This is a genomic window from Coprobacter fastidiosus, assembly GCF_982245605.1.
Genome location: NZ_CEVCIF010000053.1, coordinates 1 through 24,400 on the forward strand (window position 1 = coordinate 1; position 24,400 = coordinate 24,400).

The 24,400-nt window shown below is 39.5% G+C and carries 19 protein-coding genes; all 19 read right to left on the reverse strand.

Annotated features, from left to right (window positions below; genetic code table 11):
- Positions 1 to 94: 94 nt before the first annotated feature.
- Positions 95 to 2,053 carry a leucine-rich repeat domain-containing protein gene (locus tag AC0UMU_RS11930; protein ID WP_288641983.1) on the reverse strand — a complete coding sequence of 653 codons (1,959 nt, stop codon included), beginning with the start codon at positions 2,051 to 2,053 and terminating at the stop codon, positions 95 to 97.
- Positions 2,054 to 2,295: 242 nt separating this feature from the next.
- The gene (locus AC0UMU_RS11935) at positions 2,296 to 3,312 is read right to left on the reverse strand and encodes a FecR family protein (protein ID WP_288641986.1); all 1,017 of its coding nucleotides are present in this window, start codon (positions 3,310 to 3,312) and stop codon (positions 2,296 to 2,298) included.
- A 105-nt stretch (positions 3,313 to 3,417) separates the two neighbouring features.
- Positions 3,418 to 3,969, reverse strand: coding sequence for an RNA polymerase sigma-70 factor (locus AC0UMU_RS11940; protein WP_288641988.1), 552 nt, complete (start codon positions 3,967 to 3,969; stop codon positions 3,418 to 3,420).
- A 159-nt stretch (positions 3,970 to 4,128) separates the two neighbouring features.
- Positions 4,129 to 6,339, reverse strand: a complete 2,211-nt coding sequence (locus tag AC0UMU_RS11945; RefSeq protein WP_472300848.1) for a GH92 family glycosyl hydrolase — start codon at positions 6,337 to 6,339, stop codon at positions 4,129 to 4,131.
- Positions 6,340 to 6,417: 78 nt separating this feature from the next.
- Positions 6,418 to 7,389, reverse strand: coding sequence for a glycoside hydrolase family 130 protein (locus AC0UMU_RS11950; protein WP_122304144.1), 972 nt, complete (start codon positions 7,387 to 7,389; stop codon positions 6,418 to 6,420).
- A 53-nt stretch (positions 7,390 to 7,442) separates the two neighbouring features.
- On the reverse strand, positions 7,443 to 8,723 hold the full coding sequence (locus AC0UMU_RS11955; RefSeq protein WP_122304145.1) for an MFS transporter: 1,281 nt from the start codon (positions 8,721 to 8,723) through the stop codon (positions 7,443 to 7,445).
- A gap of 53 nt (positions 8,724 to 8,776) precedes the next feature.
- Positions 8,777 to 11,047 (reverse strand): GH92 family glycosyl hydrolase, encoded by a 2,271-nt coding sequence (locus tag AC0UMU_RS11960; protein WP_288641742.1) that lies wholly within the window; start codon positions 11,045 to 11,047, stop codon positions 8,777 to 8,779.
- A gap of 18 nt (positions 11,048 to 11,065) precedes the next feature.
- Complete coding sequence (locus tag AC0UMU_RS11965) at positions 11,066 to 13,357, reverse strand: GH92 family glycosyl hydrolase (RefSeq protein WP_472300844.1); 2,292 nt, start codon at positions 13,355 to 13,357, stop codon at positions 11,066 to 11,068.
- Between the two features lie 270 nt (positions 13,358 to 13,627).
- Positions 13,628 to 15,052: a sodium:proton antiporter NhaD gene (gene nhaD, locus AC0UMU_RS11970; RefSeq protein WP_022389896.1), complete on the reverse strand. Its 1,425-nt coding sequence runs from the start codon at positions 15,050 to 15,052 to the stop codon at positions 13,628 to 13,630.
- 159 nt (positions 15,053 to 15,211) lie between these two features.
- Entirely contained in the window at positions 15,212 to 16,525 is a 1,314-nt protein-coding gene (gene der, locus AC0UMU_RS11975) for a ribosome biogenesis GTPase Der (RefSeq protein WP_009319216.1), read from the reverse strand.
- A 60-nt stretch (positions 16,526 to 16,585) separates the two neighbouring features.
- Positions 16,586 to 17,470, reverse strand: a complete 885-nt coding sequence (gene era / locus AC0UMU_RS11980) for a GTPase Era (protein WP_009319217.1) — start codon at positions 17,468 to 17,470, stop codon at positions 16,586 to 16,588.
- Between the two features lie 316 nt (positions 17,471 to 17,786).
- Entirely contained in the window at positions 17,787 to 18,785 is a 999-nt protein-coding gene (locus AC0UMU_RS11985) for a beta-ketoacyl-ACP synthase III (RefSeq protein ID WP_009319218.1), read from the reverse strand.
- Positions 18,786 to 18,873: 88 nt separating this feature from the next.
- Positions 18,874 to 19,059 (reverse strand): 50S ribosomal protein L32, encoded by a 186-nt coding sequence (rpmF, locus tag AC0UMU_RS11990; RefSeq protein WP_009319219.1) that lies wholly within the window; start codon positions 19,057 to 19,059, stop codon positions 18,874 to 18,876.
- A gap of 13 nt (positions 19,060 to 19,072) precedes the next feature.
- Positions 19,073 to 19,651, reverse strand: a complete 579-nt coding sequence (locus AC0UMU_RS11995) for a YceD family protein (RefSeq protein WP_009319220.1) — start codon at positions 19,649 to 19,651, stop codon at positions 19,073 to 19,075.
- A gap of 140 nt (positions 19,652 to 19,791) precedes the next feature.
- Positions 19,792 to 20,943 (reverse strand): sensor histidine kinase, encoded by a 1,152-nt coding sequence (locus AC0UMU_RS12000; protein WP_278716532.1) that lies wholly within the window; start codon positions 20,941 to 20,943, stop codon positions 19,792 to 19,794.
- A 130-nt stretch (positions 20,944 to 21,073) separates the two neighbouring features.
- Positions 21,074 to 21,898, reverse strand: a complete 825-nt coding sequence (tsf, locus tag AC0UMU_RS12005) for a translation elongation factor Ts (protein ID WP_009319222.1) — start codon at positions 21,896 to 21,898, stop codon at positions 21,074 to 21,076.
- A 104-nt stretch (positions 21,899 to 22,002) separates the two neighbouring features.
- The gene (gene rpsB, locus AC0UMU_RS12010) at positions 22,003 to 22,842 is read right to left on the reverse strand and encodes a 30S ribosomal protein S2 (protein WP_022389892.1); all 840 of its coding nucleotides are present in this window, start codon (positions 22,840 to 22,842) and stop codon (positions 22,003 to 22,005) included.
- Positions 22,843 to 22,980: 138 nt separating this feature from the next.
- Entirely contained in the window at positions 22,981 to 23,367 is a 387-nt protein-coding gene (gene rpsI / locus AC0UMU_RS12015) for a 30S ribosomal protein S9 (protein WP_009319224.1), read from the reverse strand.
- Positions 23,368 to 23,372: 5 nt separating this feature from the next.
- Positions 23,373 to 23,828, reverse strand: a complete 456-nt coding sequence (gene rplM, locus AC0UMU_RS12020) for a 50S ribosomal protein L13 (protein WP_009319225.1) — start codon at positions 23,826 to 23,828, stop codon at positions 23,373 to 23,375.
- Positions 23,829 to 24,400 lie beyond the last annotated feature (572 nt).

The window sequence follows — 24,400 nt, forward strand, 5'->3', positions numbered from 1 at the left end:
ATCTAAGAGAGCCTCTTAATAATGTTAAACCATCCAACTTTTGGGGTTCATGTCAATATCGGCCGGACTCTTTTATTTACAAAAACGAGATACTTTATTTTATCACGACCTTAGTAGTTACATCTCCAGCCTTTACAATATACAGGCCTTGCATCAATTCAATATACGATTTATCATCAGAAAATCCTTCATATAGAAGATTTCCAGAAATTGAGTAAACATTTACCGGGATCGATACTGACGATTCTATAACAACTCCATTCTGAACAGCATATACTTTTACACTATCATTATTTTTTTCATTCTCCCGGATACTCAAAGTAGCATCTTCTTGAATATCAAACTCTTTCCATTCATCAGCCTCTTTGTAGGCTTCTCGCGCACCTGCCGGAACTACAAGTTTACACGCTTTCGTATCTACTTTATAAAAAGCCTGATAATCGGCTTTAGGCGGTACAGAAGCATGAACCCGTATTTCTTTTAATCCAGTACAGTCTTGAAAAGCGCTCCCGCGTACCCCAGTAATTCCCTTAGGTAGTGTTATCGTAGTAAGGCTGGAACAGCCACTAAACACAGAAGTCTGTATTGTCGTTATACTTTCAGGAATATTTATTTCTCTTAAAGAACGACAATTCTCAAAAGCATGGGCTCCAATCGCATCTATAGCCATAGCCCCATCTGTAACAGTAACCAACGAAGATGGTAGTTCGACCGATTCTATCGCTGTCGCTTCAAAAGAAGAAACCCCTACGGTAGTAACACCTTCCGGAATAACAATTTTTCCGGATAAATTGTAACATTCAGAGAATGCCGCATTTCCAACAACTTTCAAACTTAGAGGAAATACTACCGTTTTCAGTTTACAACCTTTGAAAAAATATGTCGAAAACTCATCATTTTTGGTATAAAAATCACTATACATATAAAAATACGGTTCACCGCCCTCTACGATATTAGCTTGCGACAAATCCAAAATCTCCAAACTACCGGCACACTCCTTATTATCATAAGTCCGGCCGGCCATTTCACGAATGAAACGAATATCCGTCCCGTTCAAATTTCCGATCACCGTCAAGTCTTTTATCACATTTTTTTCGTCCACAGAAATAAAAGTCGATAATGTTCCGGCTTCTGCAACTTCCACAATCTTTGGCTCTACTTCTCCGGCTTCTTCTATTTTATTGGTAAAATCGCCCCACTCTTTTGCAGAATTATAAGAGCCGAGAGATCCGGCCGGAATAAATAATTTACAAGTATTCTTATCGACATTTTGAAAAGGTTGCCAACTCCATCCAATATCAGGAGGCAAAGATGTGGCAACATGTATCTCTGCCAATTTTATGCATCCGGCAAAGACCAAAGAGCCTACGGCTGTCACAGTTTCCGGTATCGTTACCGACACAAGAGCATCGCAACCGCTAAGAATTTCATCTGCAAGAGATGTCACTTTAGGAAAAGCAAATGTCTTAAGAGCCTTACATCCCTTAAACGACAGACTACCCAGCTCCGTAATATTCTGAGAAAAAACAACTGACTCTAATTGAGAACACCCTTCAAAAGCACTTGACTTTATATTTGTCACATTTTCAGGTATTGGGGCTGAAAGCAAACTTGTACAGCCATGAAAAGCCCCTGAACCGATCACAGTAGTATTATCCGGCATTACAATAGAAGAAAGAGTGCAATCAATAAACATATTTTCTCCTATTTCGTTATCCGAAGTCTTGTATTCAAAATATTGTTTATAGTAATAATCTCCCCCTGAAACGATTGCCGCACCTGACAGATTTAATGTCTTCAACGTTCCCTCAGTTTCATTTCCGTCAGAATCTCGTCCAGCCATTTCACGAATGAAACGAATATCCGTCCCGTTCAAATTTCCGGTAATAGTAAGATCGGTGATCTGATTTTTCTGGCTTTCCTCTATAAGAGATGATAAACTTCCTGCAGTCTGCACTTCAATAACTACAGGCTCTGAAGCCCAAGAAGTAAAATTTAAAGCAAGCAAGCAAAAACTTACCAGCTTCACTTTCAAAAGAGTTTGTGTTCTCATAAGCGTTTGATTTATGATCTCTGCTCCCAACCGAGATAAACTAATAATATAATAAAAATATATGGGAACTTTTAGATTTAAGACAACCCCGACTGAAATCTCACCAAATCATATTAAACCTAATTATATTTTTATATCAAATTAAAAAACCGACAAATCACCTTTCCGACAACATCCGAAAAATAAAGCAATATAAGGTTAACTACATCGTGATATGACACTCGACCAATTCAAATAACTGTTCAATGACAATAATTCTCTTCTACCGGATAAATAAATATCTTCCTTTCCCCATCAAAAGAATATGAAACAGGATTCGTTCTCGAAATCAAACGCAGTATTTCTTCCAAAGGTTCTTCACGTACGGTAAACGTATAGGCATAATTGTCACTAACTTGCGGATCTATCTCTATTTCTACATTATACCATCTCGACAAATATTTGCAAACCTGAGCAAGAGACTCCCCTTCGAATCTCACCGTTTCGGTCGCCCAAGATGCCGTATAAGCGACATCGTCTTTCTCGACACTCAAAGACGAAAGCCTTTTATTGTAAATTCCCGTCTGGTCAGGTTTTAAGAATGTTTTCCGGTCTTCATCGGCATATAAGGCAACCGATCCTTCCAATAAACTGACCAATATATTTTCTTTTCCGGAAAAACATTCTACATTAAACCGTGTCCCATAGACCTGAACATTTAATTTATCGGCATTTACAATAAAAGGTTTATCAGCATTTTTCGTTACAGAGAAAAATGCCTCCCCATCTAATGATACCCGACGTTCTTTCTCTCCGAAATCGTTATTATAAGATAATGTAGTATTGTTATGCAGCCACACCTCCGTTCCGTCCGGAAGAATAACTTTTGATTTTCCGCTTATGGTCGAATATGTCTGTGCTAAACAAGGTTTATCTACAGTATTGACTTTCCATAAAAAAAGTGTTGTCGAAAATGTCAAAACAAGCAAGATCGATGCTGCGACAGCAAATGCTCGCCAATGAGAACGGAAAGAAAAACGTTTAGAACTTTCAGTATTTTGCTGCATCCGTTCCTTCATTTTTACCCAATAATATTGCGTATCAGGATTACAGGCTGAAACTTCTGCCACAATTTCTTGCCACATTTTCTGCAACGAACCGAATATCTCTCGATTCTTATCCTCTTCTAACCAAATCGAGAACAACTTTTCTTCCTCATCCGAAGTTTCCCTCTTCAGATGTTTAATAATTAAATACCAAGGAATTATATCTACTTTCATTCTTAAATCCTTATACCATTTACGCATTTAATATTCTTTGTATAAATGCCGTCTTATTAGAATGACACATCAGATAGCTCAAACCCTTATCGAAACTTCAATTTTTTACCATATATAAGAATATGTTTCACCAAGGTATTTCCTTATCATCTTCAAAGCCTTGGTTATTTGTGCCTCAACCGTTTTTACCGAAATCTGCATTTCTTTGGCAATTTCCTGATTAGGCAAATGTTCCTCCCGACTTTTTCGAAAAACTTCTCCACACTTCTCCGGCAAACTCAAAATCGCCTCTTCAATGATACGATTCAATTCATTGACCTCAACACTCGAGTCTTCTAAACAAGCATCATATCCGCTTTCTTCTATGGAACAAGTATTCTTACGATCCCGAATATTATTCAGGCATTTGTTTCGTGCAGCCTGAAACAAATAAGCTTTAAATGTCAATTTGATCTCTAAAGTAGCCCGGTTCTCCCAAACATACGTAAATATATCCAGAGCCATTTCTTCTACTTCCTGCTGATTCTTTACATATAGATACATAAAGCGGCACAATGGCGAGAAATAACGATCAAATATATATTTGAAAGCTTTTTCATCATCGGCTTTTAATAGATTCAGCAATAGAATATCATTCAATTCATTCTCGGACACCATATTTTTGAATATTTCCACACTATAAGCATAATGTATGCCTTTTCCCAATCAAATTATGGAGATTTTTATTATTACGCAATTTAAGGATACTACAGCCTAAATAATCGTACGATTATTTAGACATCAACATTTACCAATTGTAGAAATAAAAAACAGCTTTTACTTTTTCAAAATAAATTTAATAGGCCCATTTTGAGTCAACTCGTCATGGGTAATGAAATAACCTTTGATTTTTTTATCGTTCTGATCTACCCGATCTATAAAAATAGCAGCAGAAGAAGGCCTTTCCGTTTCTATAATAATCTCTTTCTGTTTATAATATTTAGGATCGAGATGAATCGTTATCCGATCGAATAACGGAGAAGTCAGCGTGTAACGAGGCAAGCCGGGACAATCGGGATAAAAACCCATCATACTGAAAACCGCCCAAGCAGACATAGTTCCGGTATCGTCATTTCCCGGAATACCGTCCGGCTGATTTTTAAAATACTTTTTCAGCAAACGGTTCACTTCTTTTTGTGTCCGCCATTCTTCTCCTTTAAATTGGCTGAACAAATACGGGTAAGCAATGTCAGGTTCATTAGCCGGATCATATAATCCTTCATCAAAAACACTCTGAAGTTTATCGATAAAAGTTTTTTTACCCCCCATAAGCTTCGTCAATCCGGATATATCATGCGGAACATAAAATGTATAATTCCAAGCACTACCTTCATGAAAACCGGGATTAGGTTCGAAATTCTCTCCTTGACGCGGATTAAACGGAGAATAAAAACTTCCATCCGGAAGAATAGGGCGCAATGTACCGAATTCCTTACAATAATAATTTTTATACCCTAAAGAACGCTCATAGAACAACCGGGCATCATCTTTCTTCCCAAGAGCCTCAGCAAGCTGAGAAAGGGCAAAATCAGCAATATAATACTCCAAAGCATGAGACACGGAATTATCATACTGTTCTCTCAACGGCACATATCCTTTTCCCAAATAATCGTCATTATCCGGACGCATCAGATTATCTTTTCCTGGTGTAGTAGCAGACTTTATCATTGCCTCATAAGCCGTATCTATATCGAAATCCCTCAATCCCCGCAACCAGGTATCTGTTATCACAGGAATAGAAGGATCTCCTTCCATCGTCAATGTCTCCCGTCCATAAAGTTCCCATTTCGGTAACCAGCCGTGTTCTTTATACATGTCTATCATCGTATTGACCATTGCCATTTGTTTCTCAGGATATACAAGAGAAAGAAACTGGTGGACATTCCGATAAGTGTCCCATAACGAAAACACCGTATAACGATCGCCCTTTGCCGTTTCTATCCGGTCGCTCTCCATTACCGGATATTGCCCGTTGACATCTTGCAAAATATTAGGATGGATCAAAATATGATATAATGCCGTATAAAAAACGACTTTATCATCATAAGTGCCACCCTCTACCTCTATTTTAGAAAGTTCTTCGTTCCATTGCTTCCGGGCATCGGCTTTTACCTTCTCAAAGTTAAAACCCGACTGTTCTTTGTCCAGATTCTCCCGAGCATTAGCAATACTTACGAACGATACTCCTATCTGAACCTCTATCTGTTCTCCGGCTTGTGTGTCAAATGTAAAAAATGCTCCGACATCATCTCCCGACATCTCTTTTCCATAATGTGTGTATAATTTGTACTTTCCGTTATCCTTATCCCATTCGGCTTCTACTCCGGCCATCGGACGTTGTTTTTTCCAATAACCGATCTGTGCCGGACTTTTACTGACCCGCATAACAAAGTAAATAGGGAATACCGCTTGAGGATTATAACAAAATGTTCCCAATAACTTAGAGCCTTCTATTTCCCGGTCATTTACACGCCTGAGAGTCGCTCCGCTTTCATTGGTAAGCCCTTCTCCCAAATTCATCAAAATATGGCTTTTTCCTGCCGGGAAAGTAAAGCGGGCAATAGAGGTACGAGGAGTTGCCGAAACTTCTGTCTTGATATTGTATTTTGTCAAGATATTGGTATAATAACCCGGAGAGGCAGCCTCATCACGATAAGCACTGCCATACTCTTTATAGTCGACATTCAACTCTCCGCAGGTAGGCATCAGCAAAAGACTTCCTAATTCGGGACACCCTACGCCACTAAGGTTCACATGTGAAAATCCCGTAAAAAATTTGTTGTAATATTCATAAGGTGTTGACCACCAACGGGCATCTTTATCATACTTATTCGTCTCCGAGCCCATTACATTAAAAGGAACGACCGACATCAACCCGTTCGGACAAACTGCCCCGGGATTGGTCGTTCCGAAATTCGTCGTTCCGATAAACGGATTAACGAAATCAATAGGCTCCTGAGCCCGTAACCACGACGCGCTCAGGAGCATCAACACTACACATACTACACAAAAACATTTTTTCATAGGGAAGGTATATCGTGATGTCTTACACATACTCTCTATTATTTAAAGATATGAATGCTTTTTTGTAAACTCGACAATTTCCGAAATGTAACCGAAAGCCATAGCGACAACTGTATCTGCAGCACCATAATACACGGCAACCCGTTCTCCGTCCTGCAAAGCTGCACATGGGAACACGACATTAGGAACGTCTCCCTGCAATTCATAAGAAACAGCCGGAGCAAGAAGATAATCCCGTGTACGATACAATACTTTTTCAGGGTTTTCCTTGTCAAGAATAACCGCTCCCATAGAATAGCGAAAACCGTTGCATGTCGTGATTACGCCGTGATAAAACATCAACCAACCCTCATCAGTGAGGAAAGGAACTGATCCTGCACCGATTTTCGTACATTGCCATGCACTCTCGGGGAATGGAGTGACTTTCATGACGCAACGATGTTCTCCCCAATATTTCATATCCGGACTATAACTCATATATATATCCCCGAACGGTGTATGTCCATTATCGCTCGGACGGCTCAACATGGCATATTTACCATTAATCTTTTGAGGGAACAATACTCCATTACGGTTAAATGGCAAAAAGGCATTCTCACATTGAAAAAATTCTTTAAAGTCGAACGTATACGCAATTCCGATCGTAGGCCCGTGATAACCATTACACCAGGTAATCCAATAACGGTCTTCGATCCATGTAACACGCGGATCATACTTATATTCCGACTCGATCATATTCGTATTTCCGGCCTTAAACCGAATAGGTTCATGATTAATATCCCAGTGAATGCCATCTTTGCTGAAACCGGCAAAAATATTCATTTGCACCGCTTTATTATCGCAACGGAACACTCCGGCAAAACCGTCTCCAAAGGGAACGACGGCACTATTGAAAATACTGTTCGAGGAAGGAATCTGATAACGTCCTATAACCGGATTTTTAGAGTAACGCCACATAACATCGGTACACCCTTCGGGACGATCTTCCCACGGCATATTAAATTTTTTTTCCATCTCTATCTAAAATTTTTATTGTTAATTTATTTTTCCAAAATTCATTCATCTATTCAGGCTGTCGTCTCCTTCTTATCGTTATTATAGGTAAACGGGACGAACCAAGTCACCAGAAAAGCCGGGATTGTAGCGACGAGTACCCAAATAAAAAAATTCCGGTATCCTAACCAGTCACTTAAATATCCGCTCATCATTCCCGGAATCATTACACCGAGATTCATAATTCCGGAAGCAAAAGCGTAATGTGCCATTTGATGTTTTCCTGGAGCAACCTGCTGCATCATAAATAAGGTCAGACCGACAAAACCGAAACCGTACCCGAAATATTCAAACACGATAGCAGAACCGATAACCCATACATTAGAAGGCTGATATATTGCCAACAACAGATACACGACAAACGGGATATTAAATACGCAACAAAGAGAAAACAATGTCTTTCTCAAGCCCAAAGCAGAAATATAATATCCTGCCAGAATAGATCCCAACACGAAAGCTGCAGCTCCGAAAGTTCCATAGATAATACCTATTTCCTGAACAGGAAGACCTAATCCTCCCTGATCGATTCCGGCTTTAAGAAAAAGAGGAACGATTTTCATAGCATAACCTTCGGCAAAACGATATAAAATAATGAAACAAATATACCAGACTATATACTTCTTCTGAAAAAAGGTACGGATCACTTCCCACAACATATGCATAGCATCTTTTACCGTTCGAACATCGCCTGACGCCGCACCCCCGGAAGGTAACATTCGGACATGATATAAAGACAAGACAACCATTATAGCTGCACAAATGCCCATAATCACCATCCAGGCATGTACTATGCCGATACTGTCCTTTAATGAACCGGCCAAATACACAAGACCTCCATTTGTCAAGATTTTCGCCAGATTATAAAAAGCCCCTTGCCAACCTATATACTTAGCCTGCATCGTAGCATTCAGCTCGGTAAGATATACTCCGTCTCCGGCAATATCATGCGTTGCACCGCTAAAAGCGATCACACCCATAAATGCTATTGCATAACAGAAAAAATCAGGTAGCGGCAATGACAGTGCGACCAAGCCGAAAGCCACCCCCGTCACCATTTGGGTAGCAACGACAAAATATTTTTTTGTTTTAAACATCTCCAGAAAAGGACTCCACAAAGGTTTCAATGTCCAAGGGAGCATAATCAAAGACGTCCAGAAAGCAATTTGGGCATTAGACACACCCATATCCGAAAACATAAGTACAGACACCATCGACAAAGCGACAAATGGAAGTCCCATTGCAAAATAGACTGTCGGCACCCAACAGATCGGATTGATAGATTTGTTATCAGACATTATATTTCAAGTTTTAAAATTCGGAATTATGACAATGCCGAATCAATAATTTATTACGGTTTATATACCGAATAAGAATAAGGAAAATCTTCCGGTCGAACCCCTCGCTTCATATTCGGTTTAGCATTCATCTTCAAGGACAATTCTCCACCTGAAGAGATTTCGTCATGCGTTAAATAGTTCCGAGTAAACTTTTTACCGTTCAATTTTGCAGAATCGATATATAAATTCTTATCGTTATTATTACGAGCATCGATCACAAACACTTTGTTATTCGGCAAATTCAACGTTACCTTTTGAAAAAGAGGAGCTCCTAAAACATATTCGGGTTGCCCCGGACATACCGGATAAAAGCCCATCGCACTGCAAACATACCATGCTGAAGTCTGGCCGTTATCTTCATCTCCGCAATAACCTTTCGGGCCTGAATTATATAATCGGTTCAATACTTCCCGTACATGGTATTGAGCTTTCCACGGCTGACCGATATAATTATATAAGTAAATGGCATGCTGTACCGGCTGGTTACCATGAGCATACTGTCCCATATCCAATGCAACCATTTCGGCTATCTCGTGAATTACAAAACCATACGTTCCCACATTATAATCTGCAGGAGCATTAAACATCGAATCCAGCTTCGCTCCCATCTGTTCATGACCGCCCATCAATTGAGCAAGCCCCTGAATATCATGCATAACACTCCACGTATAATGCCATGACGAACCTTCGGTAAAAGGACCTCCCCACTCTATAGCTCGAAAAGGCTCGATCCATTCCCCGTCTTTATTTTTCGCACGCATAAAACCGCATGAAGGATCAAACAAATTCTTATAATTCTGAGACTTTTTCTCATACGCTTCGGCTATCGATACATTTCCTATAGACGCGGCAAAACGGCTCAAACACCAGTCGCTATAGGCATATTCCAATGTCTTGGCAGTAGCTTCGACATAATCGGGATACGGTACATACCCGAGCTTGTCATACTCTTCAAATCCATTTCGTCCGACAGAGGCCTCCCGTCCTTGTGCCTGAGTCTGGTGGACCATAGCCTCTAAAGCCTTTTTCGCATCAAAATTGCGTATTCCCTTCATCCACGCATCCGTGATAAGCGACAGAGAATTATTTCCGATCATACAGCCCCGATGTCCCGGGCTCGCCCATTCCGGCAAAAATCCGCTTTCTTCATAACTGTTGACTAAAGCCTGCATAATACGCTCCGAAACTTCCGGATAGACTAACGTAAACAAAGGATGCACAGCACGGAATGTATCCCAGAAACCATTATCCGTGTACATATATCCGGAATGAATTTTTCCATCATAGGGACTATAATATACCGGTTTTCCAGACTTATCGAATTCATAAAATTCCCGGGGAAATAAAAGAACCCTATACAAGCAAGAATAAAAAGTTCTCATCTGTTCTTCATTACCCCCTTCGGCCACGATACGCCCCATCATACTGTTCCACAGTTTTGCAGATTCGATCTTTAAATCAGCGACCGTTTTATTTCTCACCTCCCTGTCAAAATTCAGCCACGCTTGTTCTTCTCCTATAAACGAAGAAGCCACTCGGACAGTCAGCTTTTCACCTTCAGGGACATCGAACTGAAGATAAGCACAAACCCGATCATGCTCACCGACAAACTTTCCCGGAAACAAGTCATCATTAATTTGTATCCCCTGATCCTTTATAGGATGGCTGAACTCCAACACAAAGTAATTGGCAAAATTAGAAGGAACTCCTCCACAATTATTTTTAGTATAACCCGTTACCCTACGTTTTTGCTTGTCGATAGCCAAACGACAACCTCCATGATAAGCATCTACAATAAAATACTGTCCTTTTCCCGGAGTAAAGGCTATATCCAAAACAGCCCCGGTACGGGAAGCTGACAGTTCGGTCACAGTTCCGTTATCAAATTGGACTTTATAATAATCGGGACGAGCAATCTCGTTTTTATGAGAGAAACGGGCGGCCCTATCTTTATAAGAAACTTTCAAGTCTCCTGAAACAGGCATTACCGAAAATGTTCCGTAATCATTTATCCACGGGCTGGGCTGGTGCGTCTGACGGAATCCTCTGATCTCCTCATCGGTATAAGCATATATCCAACCGCTACGGTTCTCTCCGGTTTGCGGAGTCCAAAAATTTACACCCCAAGGCACTGCCACTGCCGGATAGGTATTTCCATGTGAGAATTCAAAAGTCGACTCAGTACCCATCAACGGATTGACATAATCTACAAACTCCCGTGCTTGTAAAGAGACCGTTGTTAATAATATTAATAATCCGGCTATTCCTATTTTTCTCTTCATAAATATATATTATCGCTTTTATCTATTACCGTTTACACCCCATTTTGAAGGAGTACTCCCCATATCAAACTCTAAAATACCGCCTGCAACAATGTCTTCATGGCTAAAGAACGGCTCTGTCAAAGGATTTCCGTCCAATCTTGCAGCCTGAATATATTTATTCTCGGAAGAATTATTATTAGTCCGTATCGTAAACGTTTTCCCATCCGAAAGATTTATCGTCGTCTCATCGAATAAAGGACGGCCTATCGAATAGACCGGTTTACCCGGACAAACTTGATAAAATCCCATACTATTCAAGATATACCACGCCGACATCTGTCCGCAATCTTCATTTCCGGAAATTCCGGCAGGAGCATTAAAATATTGACTATGCAACACACTATCTACCAATGCCTGAGTTTTCCACGGCTGGTCGATATAATTATACATGTGCAGAATATGATGACTCGGTTCATTTCCATGTGCATACTGACCTATTAGACCCGATATATCGGAAGAAACTGATTCTCCCTCTAATTTAGAACTAACGGTAAACAAAGAATCCAGCTTCTCGGAGAAAGCTTCTTTTCCTCCCATCAAAGCGACCAACCCCTCTATATCATGAGGAACAAACCATGTCCACTGCCATGCCGTACCTTCGCAATAATCATCATTCCGATGATTTGAAGAACGAGGATTAAACGGTGTACGCCATTTGCCTTTGGAGTCCACACCTCTCATAAATCGTGTGCTCTTATCGAAATACTTTTCATAAGCTTTACCTAAAAGACCATACCGAACATGGTTCAACGTATCATTCATCTCATTAGCAAATTGCGAAATACACCAATCGTTATAAGCATATTCCAAAGCCTTTGCCACCGATTCGTTTTCAAAATCACACGGGATATACCCTAAAGTATTCTTATAATATTTAGATTTAGGCATCAGATGCGGCAAAACAAGAGGCGGGCAATGAATCCCGGCCGTATCATATTGTGCAGTCCTTAAACATGCCTGATAGGCTGTTTCGACATCGAAGTCGCGCTGACCTTTCATATAAGCATCCACAATTACAGGAACAGCATGGTATCCGATCATTGTTCCGGTATAATTAGAAGCTAAATCCCACATCGGAAAAATTCCGCCCTCTTCATGCTTACGAATTAACGAACGGATAAACTGGTTGTTCAACCCCGGATCTATTATCGTCATTAAAGGATGCAGTGCCCGAAAAGTATCCCATAAAGAAAATACGGTATAAACCGGACGATCGGCAGAGGTCTGGTGTATTCGTAAGTCCATACCCAAATAACGACCGTCAACATCGGTAAACAGATTCGGAGCAACAGCCGTATGATATAATGCCGTATAGAATATCCTTTTTTGATCCTCGTCTTTGGTCGAAATATCTATTCTAGAAAGGTATCTTTGCCAATCCGAAGAAGCCTCTTTCCTGACCATTTCAAAATCCCAATCCGGCAACTCCACTTCGACGTTTCTCCTAGCACCTGCCATATCGACACCCGAAATACCAACCTTAACAAGCACCTTCTCTCCTTCAGATGTCGCAAAGTGCAACAATACTTTTGATTGAGGTATTTTATTATCAGTACCCGGTATCATTACCGAATCCGTCACCAGCTCATACGTAAAAGGTTTTGAAAATTCAGCATAAAAATTGATATACTGGTCAAAAGCCCAATAAACCGTTTTTTTACGTCCTCTTATTTCTGTATCGCTGATTACCTCAATCTGCATTTCTTCATTTTTCTGACGCTGCAAACTATAATCAAAATCCAATATAAATCCGGCCTTCTCACTTTCGGGGAAAGTATATCGATGAATTGCAGCACGTTTAGTAGCCGTAAGTTCGGCTTTCACTCCATAACGGTCGAGAAATACAGAATAATATCCCGGAACTGCCGTCTCATTCTCGTGAGAGAAACCCGAAGCATAAGCCTTGCGCTGACTGTCCAACGGCTCTTGTTCATATTGTTGTTCACCCACCGTCGGCATCAAAAGAACATCTCCATAATCGCCACATCCGGTACCACTCAAATGAGTGTGGGAAAAACCATTGATCGTACTGTCGGAATAATGATAACCTGAACAGGCATCCCATTGATAAATACGAGTATCGGGACTGGGTTGGATCATCCCGTGCGGAACAATAGCTCCCGGAAACGTATGCCCGTGATCTCCGGTTCCTATAAAAGGATTGACATATTGAGTATAATCCGAAATATCCTTATTCTGAATAGAGCAAGAAGTTATTCCTAATAAAAAAACGACAACCGGTATGACCGAATAAAAATAGTGTTTCATAAATATGGTATTATCTCTATCTTTTTATTATAAGACGCATCAAAATATCTTATCCCCTACTCGGGAACTGAAATTTCCTACAAAAACATCTATATTATTAAAACGCTTAAATGTCCGAAAACACTAATTCGAATTACAATTTATATATAGACAAATTAATACGAGAAAAACAGACACCCTGATGATAAGCATTTTTCAGAAAATTTTATCCCATAAAAAAGTTCCCGGAAATTCTTCCAGGAACTAATCAAAACATTTGCTGTGGCAATATCATAAACCGCCTTTAAACAAAATAACCTCGGCCATATATGTAAATGCCCCTGCCAAATAACCGCATAATGCCAAAAGAGAAATATGCCTCAAATACCACACGAAATTAATGCGTTCCAGCCCCATCACGACGACTCCGGCAGCCGAACCGATAATCAGCATACTGCCTCCTACTCCGACACAATAAGAAAGAAACTCCCAAAAAATACCGTCTTGCACAAAATATCCCATATATGCGGGATCAGATACAGAAGAGAGAATTGTCGGATCTACGATCGGGTACATTCCGATAGAAGCAGCAACTAACGGAACATTATCTACAATAGAAGACAATGCACCCAGCAATATATTAATCACATAAACATTATGGACATTTATATCAAGCCATTGAGCCGTACTTGTCAATATTCCGGTCGCTTGCAATACGGCAACAGCCATCAAAATACCCAGAAAAAAGAGAATTGTCGGTATATCTATTCGTTTCAGGACTTTCGGGACACGACATTGATGTGCTTCGTCTATCATTTTACGATTATACATTATCTCGGTAAAAATCCACAAAACACTTAAAGAGAACAAAATTCCGATAAAAGGAGGTAATGAAGTCACGGCTTTAAACAACGGAACAAAAATCAGCCCGAGAATACCTAATATCAATATTAACCGTTTCTCTCCGAAAGAGACAAAATCGCTATGAGTTTTGACCGTTGTATCAACCGGAGCTAATGTTCCTCCTAACATGCGAGAAGCAAATATTAAAGGTACGATCAAAGAAACCATACTGGGCAGCAAAACAAACTTGACCAATGCCGATGTCGTCACATTTCCTTTGACCCATAACATAATAGTCGTAATATCACCTATCGGAGACCACGCTCCGCCACTATTCGCCGCAATAACGATCATACTGGCATAAAGCCAGCGCTCCCGCTGATCACTGACCAACTTTCTCAACAACATAACCATAACAATCGCCGTAGTCAGATTATCAAGAACGGCTGACATAAAAAATGTTATGAATCCGAGAATCCATAGTAGTTTTCGCTTCTTACGGGTCGTAATACGGTTAGTAATGATAGAAAAACCGCCGTGAACATCGATCAGTTCGACAATTGTCATAGCCCCGATCAAGAAAAATAAAATCTCGGATATGTCCCCTAAATGCTCGATAACCTTAACATTGACAATAAAATTAAGACATTGCTGCGCTAAAGGCAAAGATTGAAGAGTCGTCGAAGAAGCCAGATAATGACTTAACTCTTCGGCATCCGCCACCGGAACTATAGACTCTGCTCCGAAAGCATACAAAACCCATAACAACATTCCTAATAAAAGAGCAACAGCAGCTTTATCTATTCGCAAAGGATGTTCGAGAGCTATCGCCAAATAGCCGATAATAAAGATAGTAACAATCGCTAATAACATGGTATTTATATATATTAAGTAAAACAAATATGAACTTCAATTATTTAAGGTCTGACAAATGTAGAAAATTTTATTCCACCATCTGACAGAATAAGAAAAAAACACTACAAAAACGAGAGAAAAGCTTCCACTATCCTCTCGTTACCATTCTATTTATATCTATTTTTCCCGCATAAATATATTTATCGGTGTTCCTCTAAAATTCCATTTACTACGAATCTTATTTTCGAGAAATCTTTTATAAGGCTCTTTAACCCACTGCGGCAAATTACAGAAAAAAATAAAAGTAGGGACAACCGTATCTTTCAACTGTGTCACATATTTTATTTTTACATATTTCCCCTTATGCGCAGGAGGCGGATAATTCTCTATAACAGACAACATTTCTTCATTGAGTTTTGCTGTCGGAATCCGCATCATACGATTCTGATAAACTTCAGCCGCAGATTCCAAAACTTTAAATATTCTCTGCTTGGTAAGAGCCGAAGCATACACGATCGGGAAATCAACAAAAGGAGCAAAACGCTCACGAATAGCCGACTCGAACTCTTTTATCGCCTTATTGGATTTGTCTTCTACCAAATCCCACTTATTTACACAAACGACCAACCCCTTTTTATTTTTCTGAATAAGGGAAAAAATATTCAAATCCTGACTTTCTATCCCCCGTGTCGCATCAATCATCAAAATGCAAACATCGGCACTTTCTATAGCTCGAATAGAACGTATGACAGAATAATATTCTATATCTTCGGTCACTTTCCCTTTCTTCCGGATTCCGGCCGTATCTACCAGATAAAAATCAAACCCGAATTTATTATAACGAGTAAAAACCGAGTCTCGTGTAGTACCGGCTATATCCGTTACAATATAACGATCTTCTCCGATAAAAGCATTTATGATAGAAGACTTTCCGGCATTAGGGCGTCCCACAACGGCAAAACGCGGAATATCGTCCTCCACCGTTTCTTCCTCCTTTTTCGGGAAACGAGCAACAATATCATCAAGCAAATCACCAGTCCCAGAGCCGTTGATAGCCGACAATGTATACGGGTCTCCCAATCCGAAAGAATAAAATTCTGCAGCAGCATATTGCCATTCATTGCTGTCTACTTTATTGGCAACCAGAATTACCGGTTTTTTCGTCTTCCGTAAAATAGACGCAACATGATCATCCAAATCCGTTCCTCCGTGCATGGCATCTACGACAAACAGAATAACATCGGCTTCCTCTATTGCAATAGCTACCTGCTTATTGATCTCTTCCTCAAAAATATCATCCGAATTTACAACCCAACCGCCGGTATCTATAATAGAAAATTCTTGCCCACACCATTCAACCTTACCGTACTGTCGGTCTCGTGTCGTTCCGGCAACTTCATTTACAATTGCTTTTCTCGACTTTGTCAGACGATTGAACAGAGTCGATTTCCCCACATTAGGACGTCCGACTATAGCCACTATATTTCCCATAATTCCTCCATTTTTTTATTAGATTAACCGACTTCCCGTCGGGATGGTCCGAGATTCGTATCAATCGAGTTGATACCCGAAACTCTTCAATTTATTTTCTTTATTACGCCAGTCTTTCTCCACCTTTACGTACAATTCGAGATATACTTTCTTTTCAAAAAAAGCCTCAATATCTTTTCTTGCCAAAGTTCCGACCTTTTTCAATGCACTGCCTCCCTTTCCTATAACGATACCTTTTTGAGAATCTCTCTCGACATAAATTATCGCCATAATATGAATATGTCCTTCATCTTCCTTAAATTGCTCTACGGCAACCTCCACGGCATAAGGGATCTCTTTATCATAAATCTGCAATATTTTTTCTCGGATTATCTCCGTAACAAAAAAACGGGCAGGTTTGTCCGTCAAAGAATCTTTCTCAAAAAACGGAGGAGAAGGAGGCAAAAGTTCCTGAATCCGTTTCAGTAAATAATCAAGATTAAATTTATATTGGGCAGAAACCGGTATTATCTCAGCATTCGGCAACAAAGAGTGCCATTCTTCTACCAAACGCTCCAGATCTTTCTGATCTTTCAACAAATCGACCTTATTGATCAACAGCAAGACTGGCACAGACTGAGAAGCCACACGATCCAGAAAACCCTGATTCTTTGTCGGCATCTCCACTACATCTGTCACATACAGCAATATATCCGCATCTACCAAAGCCGATTGGGAAAAATTCAACATAGACTCCTGCAACTTGTAGTTCGGAGACAACACTCCAGGAGTGTCCGAATAAACAATTTGCATATCATCGGTATTCACAATACCCATAATACGATGGCGAGTTGTCTGGGCCTTAGAAGTAATGATAGAAATTCGCTCCCCTACCAAAGAATTCATCAATGTAGACTTCCCGACATTAGGATTTCCCACTATATTCACAAAACCGGCCTTATGCATAATTCTGATTTCTAAAGTTTCTTGAACAAATATAATAAAAACGATCAACAGAATCTCATCTATCCCTCGTTTTTCATCCCTAACAACCCTGGAATAAGAATGTTGGGTTAAATCGACTCAACATTCCTTAGAATCTGTTTAACATCTTACTTAAGGTAAAATAAAACGGTTCTCAACAGGTTTTAAGAAGCCGTCTAAACAGGCCTCTAATAAACATTGCCTTAGGAGGGAAATGCCAAACATAAAAATACGCTAAGCTGCGCACAACAGAATGAGCGTTACTCGGCGTATCTTATTAATTGTAAAAATGAATATATTATTTCGTATCGTAAGCCCATTTCAGGTAAACTGCTCCCCAAGTAAATCCGGCTCCGAATGCTGTCAATACAAGGTTATCTCCTTTTTTAAGCTTACTTTCCCATTCAGAGAGACACAAAGGTATAGAAGCTGCACTTGTATTTCCATATTTCTCAATATTCATCATCACCTTTTCTCGGGCAATCCCCATCCGGTCTGCAATAGCTTCGATAATCCGGGCATTTGCCTGATGCGGAACAAACCAGTCTATCGTATTAAGATCTAAATCGTTTTTGCGCATAATACTCTGAGAGACCTCTAACATATCCGATACCGCATGCTTATATACTGCACGTCCTTCTTGATACACATAATGTTCTTGATTATCGATCGACTCATGCGTAGCAGGATAAGCAGAACCGCCCGCTTTCATAATCAAATGCGGCAAACCGATTCCATCGGTATGCAATTCCGCATCAATAACACCTAAAGCTTCATCTGAAGGTTCGAGCATTACCGCCGCTGCAGCATCTCCGAACAAAGGACAAGTAGAGCGATCTGTATAATTCGTCATAGAAGACATCTTCTCTGCCGATAAAACAATCACCTTTTTATACAACCCGCTTTTAATATATGCCGCCCCAGCCTGTAATGCTACCAAAAAACCGGCACACGCAGCCTGTATATCATACGAAAAACAATGCTTTAAACCAGACTTTTCCGCAATAATCGATGCCGTAGAAGGGAAACGATAATCCGGATTAGAAGTGGCGCATATTACTAATTCTACGTCGTCGGGATGAACCGACGTCTTTTTCAATAATTCATTTACAGCCCGATATCCCAATTCTGAAGAACCGAGTCCCTCGCCTTTCAAGATACGACGCTCCTTAATCCCTACCCGGGTGGTAATCCACTCGTCATTGGTGTCCACCATAGAAGATAACTCTTCATTTGTAAGGATATAGTCCGGAACATAAGAGGCTACACCTGTAATTATTGCATTTTTTATATCCATAGTCAGTAAATAGGCAAATTAAAAAAATGCCCTAAACCTTCCTATTTAGGGCCAGATCTTATAAGCTCGCCGATTGCCGTCTGGCAATTTAAACAGCAGCTTCTTTTTCGATAGCTAATTTACCGCGATAGTAACCGCATTCACCGCATACTGTATGATAAATATGCCATGCACCGCAGTTAGGACATACTGCCAATGTAGGAGCTACAGCCTTATCGTGAGTTCTTCTTTTAGCTGTTCTTGTCTTCGATTGTTTTCTTTTAGGATGTGCCATTTTCTTATTACTTTTAATTATTATCTATTAATTTCTTCAACTCGTCCCATCTCGGGTCTGTTTCTTCATTTGTCATATCGTCCGCATCAGATTCGTCATCAAAAATCCCGTTATCATCTTCATCTCCATCATCAGCAGAGCGAGCAGAATGTTTTTTCAATTTCATACTCATAGTCTTATTACACTTCCCTGCCGGATGCACATGCTTCAACGGAATAGTCAATGCTATAAACTCATACAAAAACCATGCAATATTGATTTCGCCTTCGGCTTCGGGAACGATAACCACGTCATCATTCTCCTCACTATATTCACTTCCGAACTTCACATACAAATGTTCATTCGTAGCAACCTCAAAATCCATATTGTCAAGACATCGATCACAAGGAATTAAAATAATCCCGTTAATCGCAAATTTTAATTCGAATGTTCCCCCTGTCCTTTTTACCGACAGAGCTACATCCACTGATCCTCTCTGCACTTCCGGACCATCGATATTCTTAAAGAATTGATCATCCAAATGGTACTCATAATTTTGAGTTCCTTCAGGCAGACTTTTTAACGGTATCTTATATAAATTGAACTTTCCCAATGATTACAGACGTTAAAACCCTGCAAAGGTATAAAAAATAATCTTTACCCGTCAAATTTTCACCTGTTTTTATTGCATCTTTGCAAAAATCAACACAATAAACATATTTTAATCAGGGAAATTTTATATCCCGAGTACTCTCAAGAACGCTTCAGCTCTATCCTGAAAGTAGTTCCCTTTCCCGGCTCGGACTCCTTAACATATATACGTCCTTCATGATATTCTTCGATTATCCGTTTTACCAAAGTCAATCCCAATCCCCAACCCCTCTTTTTAGTCGTATATCCGGGATTGAATACCGTTTTGAATCGTTTGCGAGGAATACCTTTTCCCGTATCTCTTACATCGATATAGCATTTATCTTTATCTGCCTGTAACGAAACATCAATACCCCCTTCTCCATCCATCGCATCAATTGCATTCTTACACAAATTTTCAATAACCCACTCCAATAGAGGCAGACAGTACATTCCGCCGATAGATTCCTCCGGTAAATGTGTCGTCAACTGTACTTTATTTGAAATTCGACGACGCATATAATCCGTAGCATTTACCAGTACCTCATTTATATACATAAACTTCATCTCCGGCTTCGATCCTATTTTCGAAAATCGTTCGGCAATAACAGACAAACGCTTTACGTCTTTACCCATATCGTTTAACAAATCCTTATCTACACCGTTCAGCTCTAACAGATCAAGCCATGCCAATAAAGACGAAATAGGAGTACCTAATTGATGAGCGGTTTCCTTCGACAGTCCCACCCATACTTTATTTTGTTCAGCTTTCTTACTGCTCATTAAAGCTAAATAAGCAATTAATATAAAAAGCAGCATAACCGCCAATTGAATATAAGGGAAATAAGAAAGACGCTTAAGTAAAATAGAATCATCATAATATAAATATTGACGAGTATGCTCATCGATATAAATTTCTATTTTATTAGATCCCGATTTAAACTCTTCGAGCTTTTTTCTCAAATAAACATCCGGAGATTTTTCAGGAATCTTCAAGTTCAAGATCTGACGAATACTATCCTGTTCGTCGGCAACGATCACAGGGATAGAGGTATTGCTTTGAATAATCTTCAAAATCAAACCCATATCCATGTCGGTATCATTACTTGCCACCTCTCGTGTCGCTTCCGCCCAAATCTCCATCTTATTACGCTCCTCCACAGAAAGATCTGCAACCAACTGATTCGATATATACAAAAAAATACCCACCAGTAACATAGAAACCAAAAGGAACACTATTTTTACTTTCTGACGGGCATCATAAATATTCTGCATCGTAATTTCAATTAAATATACATTGTTAAAACGCTATAAACCGAAAAATATTGTTGCAAACCAAATATACGAAAAAAGCGTGTTCCCAGAACAGAAACACGCTTCTCTATATCGATTAACACCTCAAAAATTATTCAGCATTCAATGTGATACGTTTAAATGCCGTAACAGTCAAATCCTTATTATGAGATTTAAGATACTGCTGAATAGATTCTTTCGGCTCTTTTACAAAAGCTTGCTCGAGCAATGTCGATTCTTGGAAGAATTTATTAATACGTCCTTGAGCAATCTTATCGAGCATTTCTTCTTTCTTGCCTTCTTGACGAGCTTTATCCTTTGCGATTTCCAATTCCTTTGCAACAACATCAGCAGGAACTTCATCACGGCTCACCGAAATAGGATTCATTGCCGCAACTTGCATAGCCACATCACGAGCTACTTGATATTCAACTTCAGGAAGATTGAACCCTACGATAGTAGCCAATTTATTTCCCGGGTGAATATAAAATATTGTAGAAGGAGCTTGTACAAACTCATAGAAACCGAGTTCCATTTTTTCTCCGGTAACACCACTACGGTCAACGATCAAGTCTGCAATAGAACGCCCATCTATAGTCAAAGCTTTCAGAGCTTCAAGATCTGCAGGTTTATTCTCCAATGCAGCATCCAAAATCGATTGAGTCAAAGCAACGAAATCTTTATTTTGAGCAACGAAGTCTGTCTCACATTTCAGAGCGACGATCGCAGCGAAATCTCCTTTTGTTGCAGCCAATACACAACCTTCCGAAGCTTCACGATCTTCACGTTTAGCGGCAATAGCCTGACCTCTTTTACGGATAATTTCCATTGCTCCGTCAAAATCTCCGTTAGCTTCATTTAATGCATTTTTGCAATCCATCATACCTGCTCCTGTCATTTTACGAAGCTTGGTAATATCTGCCATTGTAACTGCCATATATTTTTCTCCTTTTAATTGATTATTAAATTTAATACACAAAGAGTAAGTCTCGATACAAAACGAAACTCACTCTCTGTTATAGACTGAATGTTAAATATTTATTATTCTTCAACGTCTTTCATGAACTTTTCGGCAACGTTAGCATTCAATGCTTCGTCATCCTCCTTTTTAGTTCTTTCTTTTTTCACAGCGCGAGTTTTTCTCTCTTTTTTAGGAGCTTCGCCTTCTGCAGCTTCAACATCTACTTTTTCAGCTTTTCTTTCTTCAAGACCTTCAGCAATAGCGCCACATACTGCACCGAGAATAACCTCGATAGATTTTGTAGCATCATCGTTTGCCGGAATAACAAAATCGACATTCGAAGGGTCAGAATTCGTATCTACCATAGCAAATACCGGAATACCCAAACGATTCGCTTCACGCACAGCAATATGCTCTTTCATTACATCGACAACAAAAAGAGCCGAAGGAAGACGGGTCAAATCAGCAATACTGCCCAACGTCTTTTCAAGTTTAGCACGCTGACGAGTCACTTGCAATTTTTCACGTTTCGACAAATTGTCGAAAGTCCCGTCTTTAGTCATTTTATCGATAGTAGTCATTTTCTTAACAGCCTTACGAATCGTAGGGAAGTTAGTCAACATACCACCAGGCCAACGTTCAATAACGTAAGGCATATTTACAGCAGCAGCTTTATCAGCGACTACTTGTTTAGCTTGTTTTTTAGTCGCTACAAAAAGCACCTTTTTACCTGATTTCGCAATCTGTTTCAGTGCAGCAGCAGCTTCATCGACTTTAGCAACTGTTTTATAAAGGTCAATGATATGGATACCATTGCGCTCCATAAAAATATAAGGAGCCATTGCCGGGTTCCATTTTCTTTTCAAGTGTCCGAAGTGAACACCGGCTTCTAATAATTGGTCAAAATTTGTAATAGACATTTTTTCTTTTTTTAGTTCGTTTACATTCTACTAATTCAATTGCAGGGTAATCTTCCATCGAGTAAACCTCTAAGACAGAGTCCCGGCAATTTGGATACTAAACGCTGAATACTTGCCGCGAGAAAATAAGCAAAAATATTAACGTTTGCTGAACTGGAATCTCTTTCTCGCTTTCGGTTGTCCCGGTTTCTTACGTTCAACAGAACGAGGATCACGAGTCATAAATCCTTCGGCTTTCAACGCCGGTTTATCTTCAGGATTAATTTTTACCAATGCACGGGCAATTGCCAAACGCAACGCTTCTGCTTGTCCCTTGAAACCTCCGCCGTCCAAATTTACTTTAATATCATATTTTTCAGCTACACCCAGTTTGTTCAACGGTTGTTTTACAACATACTGAAGAATACTTGAAGGGAAATATACGGCAAGATCTCTTTTATTGATAGTGATAACACCTGTTCCTTCGCTTACGAATACACGTGCAACTGCAGCTTTTCGTCTTCCTATTGCATTAACTACTTCCATACTGCTTATTTAAGAGAATTTATATCAATTGTTTTAGGTTGTTGTGCTGCGTGCGGATGTTCCGATCCTGCATATACATATAGGTTTCTCAACAATTGAGCTCCCAATTTATTCTTAGGCAACATACCTTTTACTACTCTATTAAATAATTTCGCTTCGCCTTTCTTAATCAATTCAGCAGGCGAAGTTTTTTTCTGACCACCAGGATAGCCTGTAAAATTCAAATACACACGATCTGTCCATTTATTTCCGGTCAAAATAACTTTATCCGCATTGATAATAATTACATTGTCACCACAATCTACGTGCGGAGTATAGCTCGGTTTATATTTGCCTCTCAATAATTTGGCAACCTTAGCCGACAAACGTCCCAACACCTGATCGGTTGCATCTACTACAACCCATTCTTTTTGTACAGTTGCTTTGTTTGCAGAAATGGTCTTATAACTTAAAGTATCCACTGCTTAAAATTTTTATTTATTAATTACTTAAAATGCACATAGCTAACCCCTCTTCGGACACTGAAGCGGAAGCTATCTACTAAAATTTTCTCAAACTTTGATAATAATCGGCTCGCAAAGGTACGGTTTTTATCTGAAAAACAAAACTTTTCACAGAAAAAAGAAAGGATATTATTCAACCCTAAAAAAATAAAGAAGTCCAAATATCAACATTCAGACTTCTTCTCTTTATAGTAAACTCTATCAATTAAAAAAAACTGCACCAGAAATAAGCATACTAAAAAACTTAAATGCAACTTATAAATAAGCTTTGAACAAATTTAATAAGATACTAAGAAAGCCCTATAGAGCATCTAAAATTACATATTAATAGATGAATATATAAAAAAGAATGCTGCAATATATACTCTTAAAAAAACATAATAACATGAACTTTCCCAAAAATCATCTTTTTCAAGAAGACAAGAATATCTACTCCTTGATCTCCGGGAGAGGATGATACAAAGGGGAGAAAGAGGGGGGGGACAAAAAAAAGGGGAGACGATCTTTTCTCGTCTCCCCTTCCTATCTAA

What these genes read in the sequence shown, in the direction of transcription:
- AC0UMU_RS11930 (WP_288641983.1), bottom strand. Translation starts at nt 2,053, where the DNA reads ATGAGAACACAAACTCTTTTGAAAGTGAAGCTGGTAAGTTTTTGCTTG.
- AC0UMU_RS11935 (WP_288641986.1), bottom strand. Translation starts at nt 3,312, where the DNA reads ATGAAAGTAGATATAATTCCTTGGTATTTAATTATTAAACATCTGAAG.
- AC0UMU_RS11940 (WP_288641988.1), bottom strand. Translation starts at nt 3,969, where the DNA reads ATGGTGTCCGAGAATGAATTGAATGATATTCTATTGCTGAATCTATTA.
- AC0UMU_RS11945 (WP_472300848.1), bottom strand. Translation starts at nt 6,339, where the DNA reads ATGCTCCTGAGCGCGTCGTGGTTACGGGCTCAGGAGCCTATTGATTTC.
- AC0UMU_RS11950 (WP_122304144.1), bottom strand. Translation starts at nt 7,389, where the DNA reads ATGGAAAAAAAATTTAATATGCCGTGGGAAGATCGTCCCGAAGGGTGT.
- AC0UMU_RS11955 (WP_122304145.1), bottom strand. Translation starts at nt 8,723, where the DNA reads ATGTCTGATAACAAATCTATCAATCCGATCTGTTGGGTGCCGACAGTC.
- AC0UMU_RS11960 (WP_288641742.1), bottom strand. Translation starts at nt 11,047, where the DNA reads ATGAAGAGAAAAATAGGAATAGCCGGATTATTAATATTATTAACAACG.
- AC0UMU_RS11965 (WP_472300844.1), bottom strand. Translation starts at nt 13,357, where the DNA reads ATGAAACACTATTTTTATTCGGTCATACCGGTTGTCGTTTTTTTATTA.
- nhaD (WP_022389896.1), bottom strand. Translation starts at nt 15,052, where the DNA reads ATGTTATTAGCGATTGTTACTATCTTTATTATCGGCTATTTGGCGATA.
- der (WP_009319216.1), bottom strand. Translation starts at nt 16,525, where the DNA reads ATGGGAAATATAGTGGCTATAGTCGGACGTCCTAATGTGGGGAAATCG.
- era (WP_009319217.1), bottom strand. Translation starts at nt 17,470, where the DNA reads ATGCATAAGGCCGGTTTTGTGAATATAGTGGGAAATCCTAATGTCGGG.
- AC0UMU_RS11985 (WP_009319218.1), bottom strand. Translation starts at nt 18,785, where the DNA reads ATGGATATAAAAAATGCAATAATTACAGGTGTAGCCTCTTATGTTCCG.
- rpmF (WP_009319219.1), bottom strand. Translation starts at nt 19,059, where the DNA reads ATGGCACATCCTAAAAGAAAACAATCGAAGACAAGAACAGCTAAAAGA.
- AC0UMU_RS12000 (WP_278716532.1), bottom strand. Translation starts at nt 20,943, where the DNA reads ATGCAGAATATTTATGATGCCCGTCAGAAAGTAAAAATAGTGTTCCTT.
- tsf (WP_009319222.1), bottom strand. Translation starts at nt 21,898, where the DNA reads ATGGCAGTTACAATGGCAGATATTACCAAGCTTCGTAAAATGACAGGA.
- rpsB (WP_022389892.1), bottom strand. Translation starts at nt 22,842, where the DNA reads ATGTCTATTACAAATTTTGACCAATTATTAGAAGCCGGTGTTCACTTC.
- rpsI (WP_009319224.1), bottom strand. Translation starts at nt 23,367, where the DNA reads ATGGAAGTAGTTAATGCAATAGGAAGACGAAAAGCTGCAGTTGCACGT.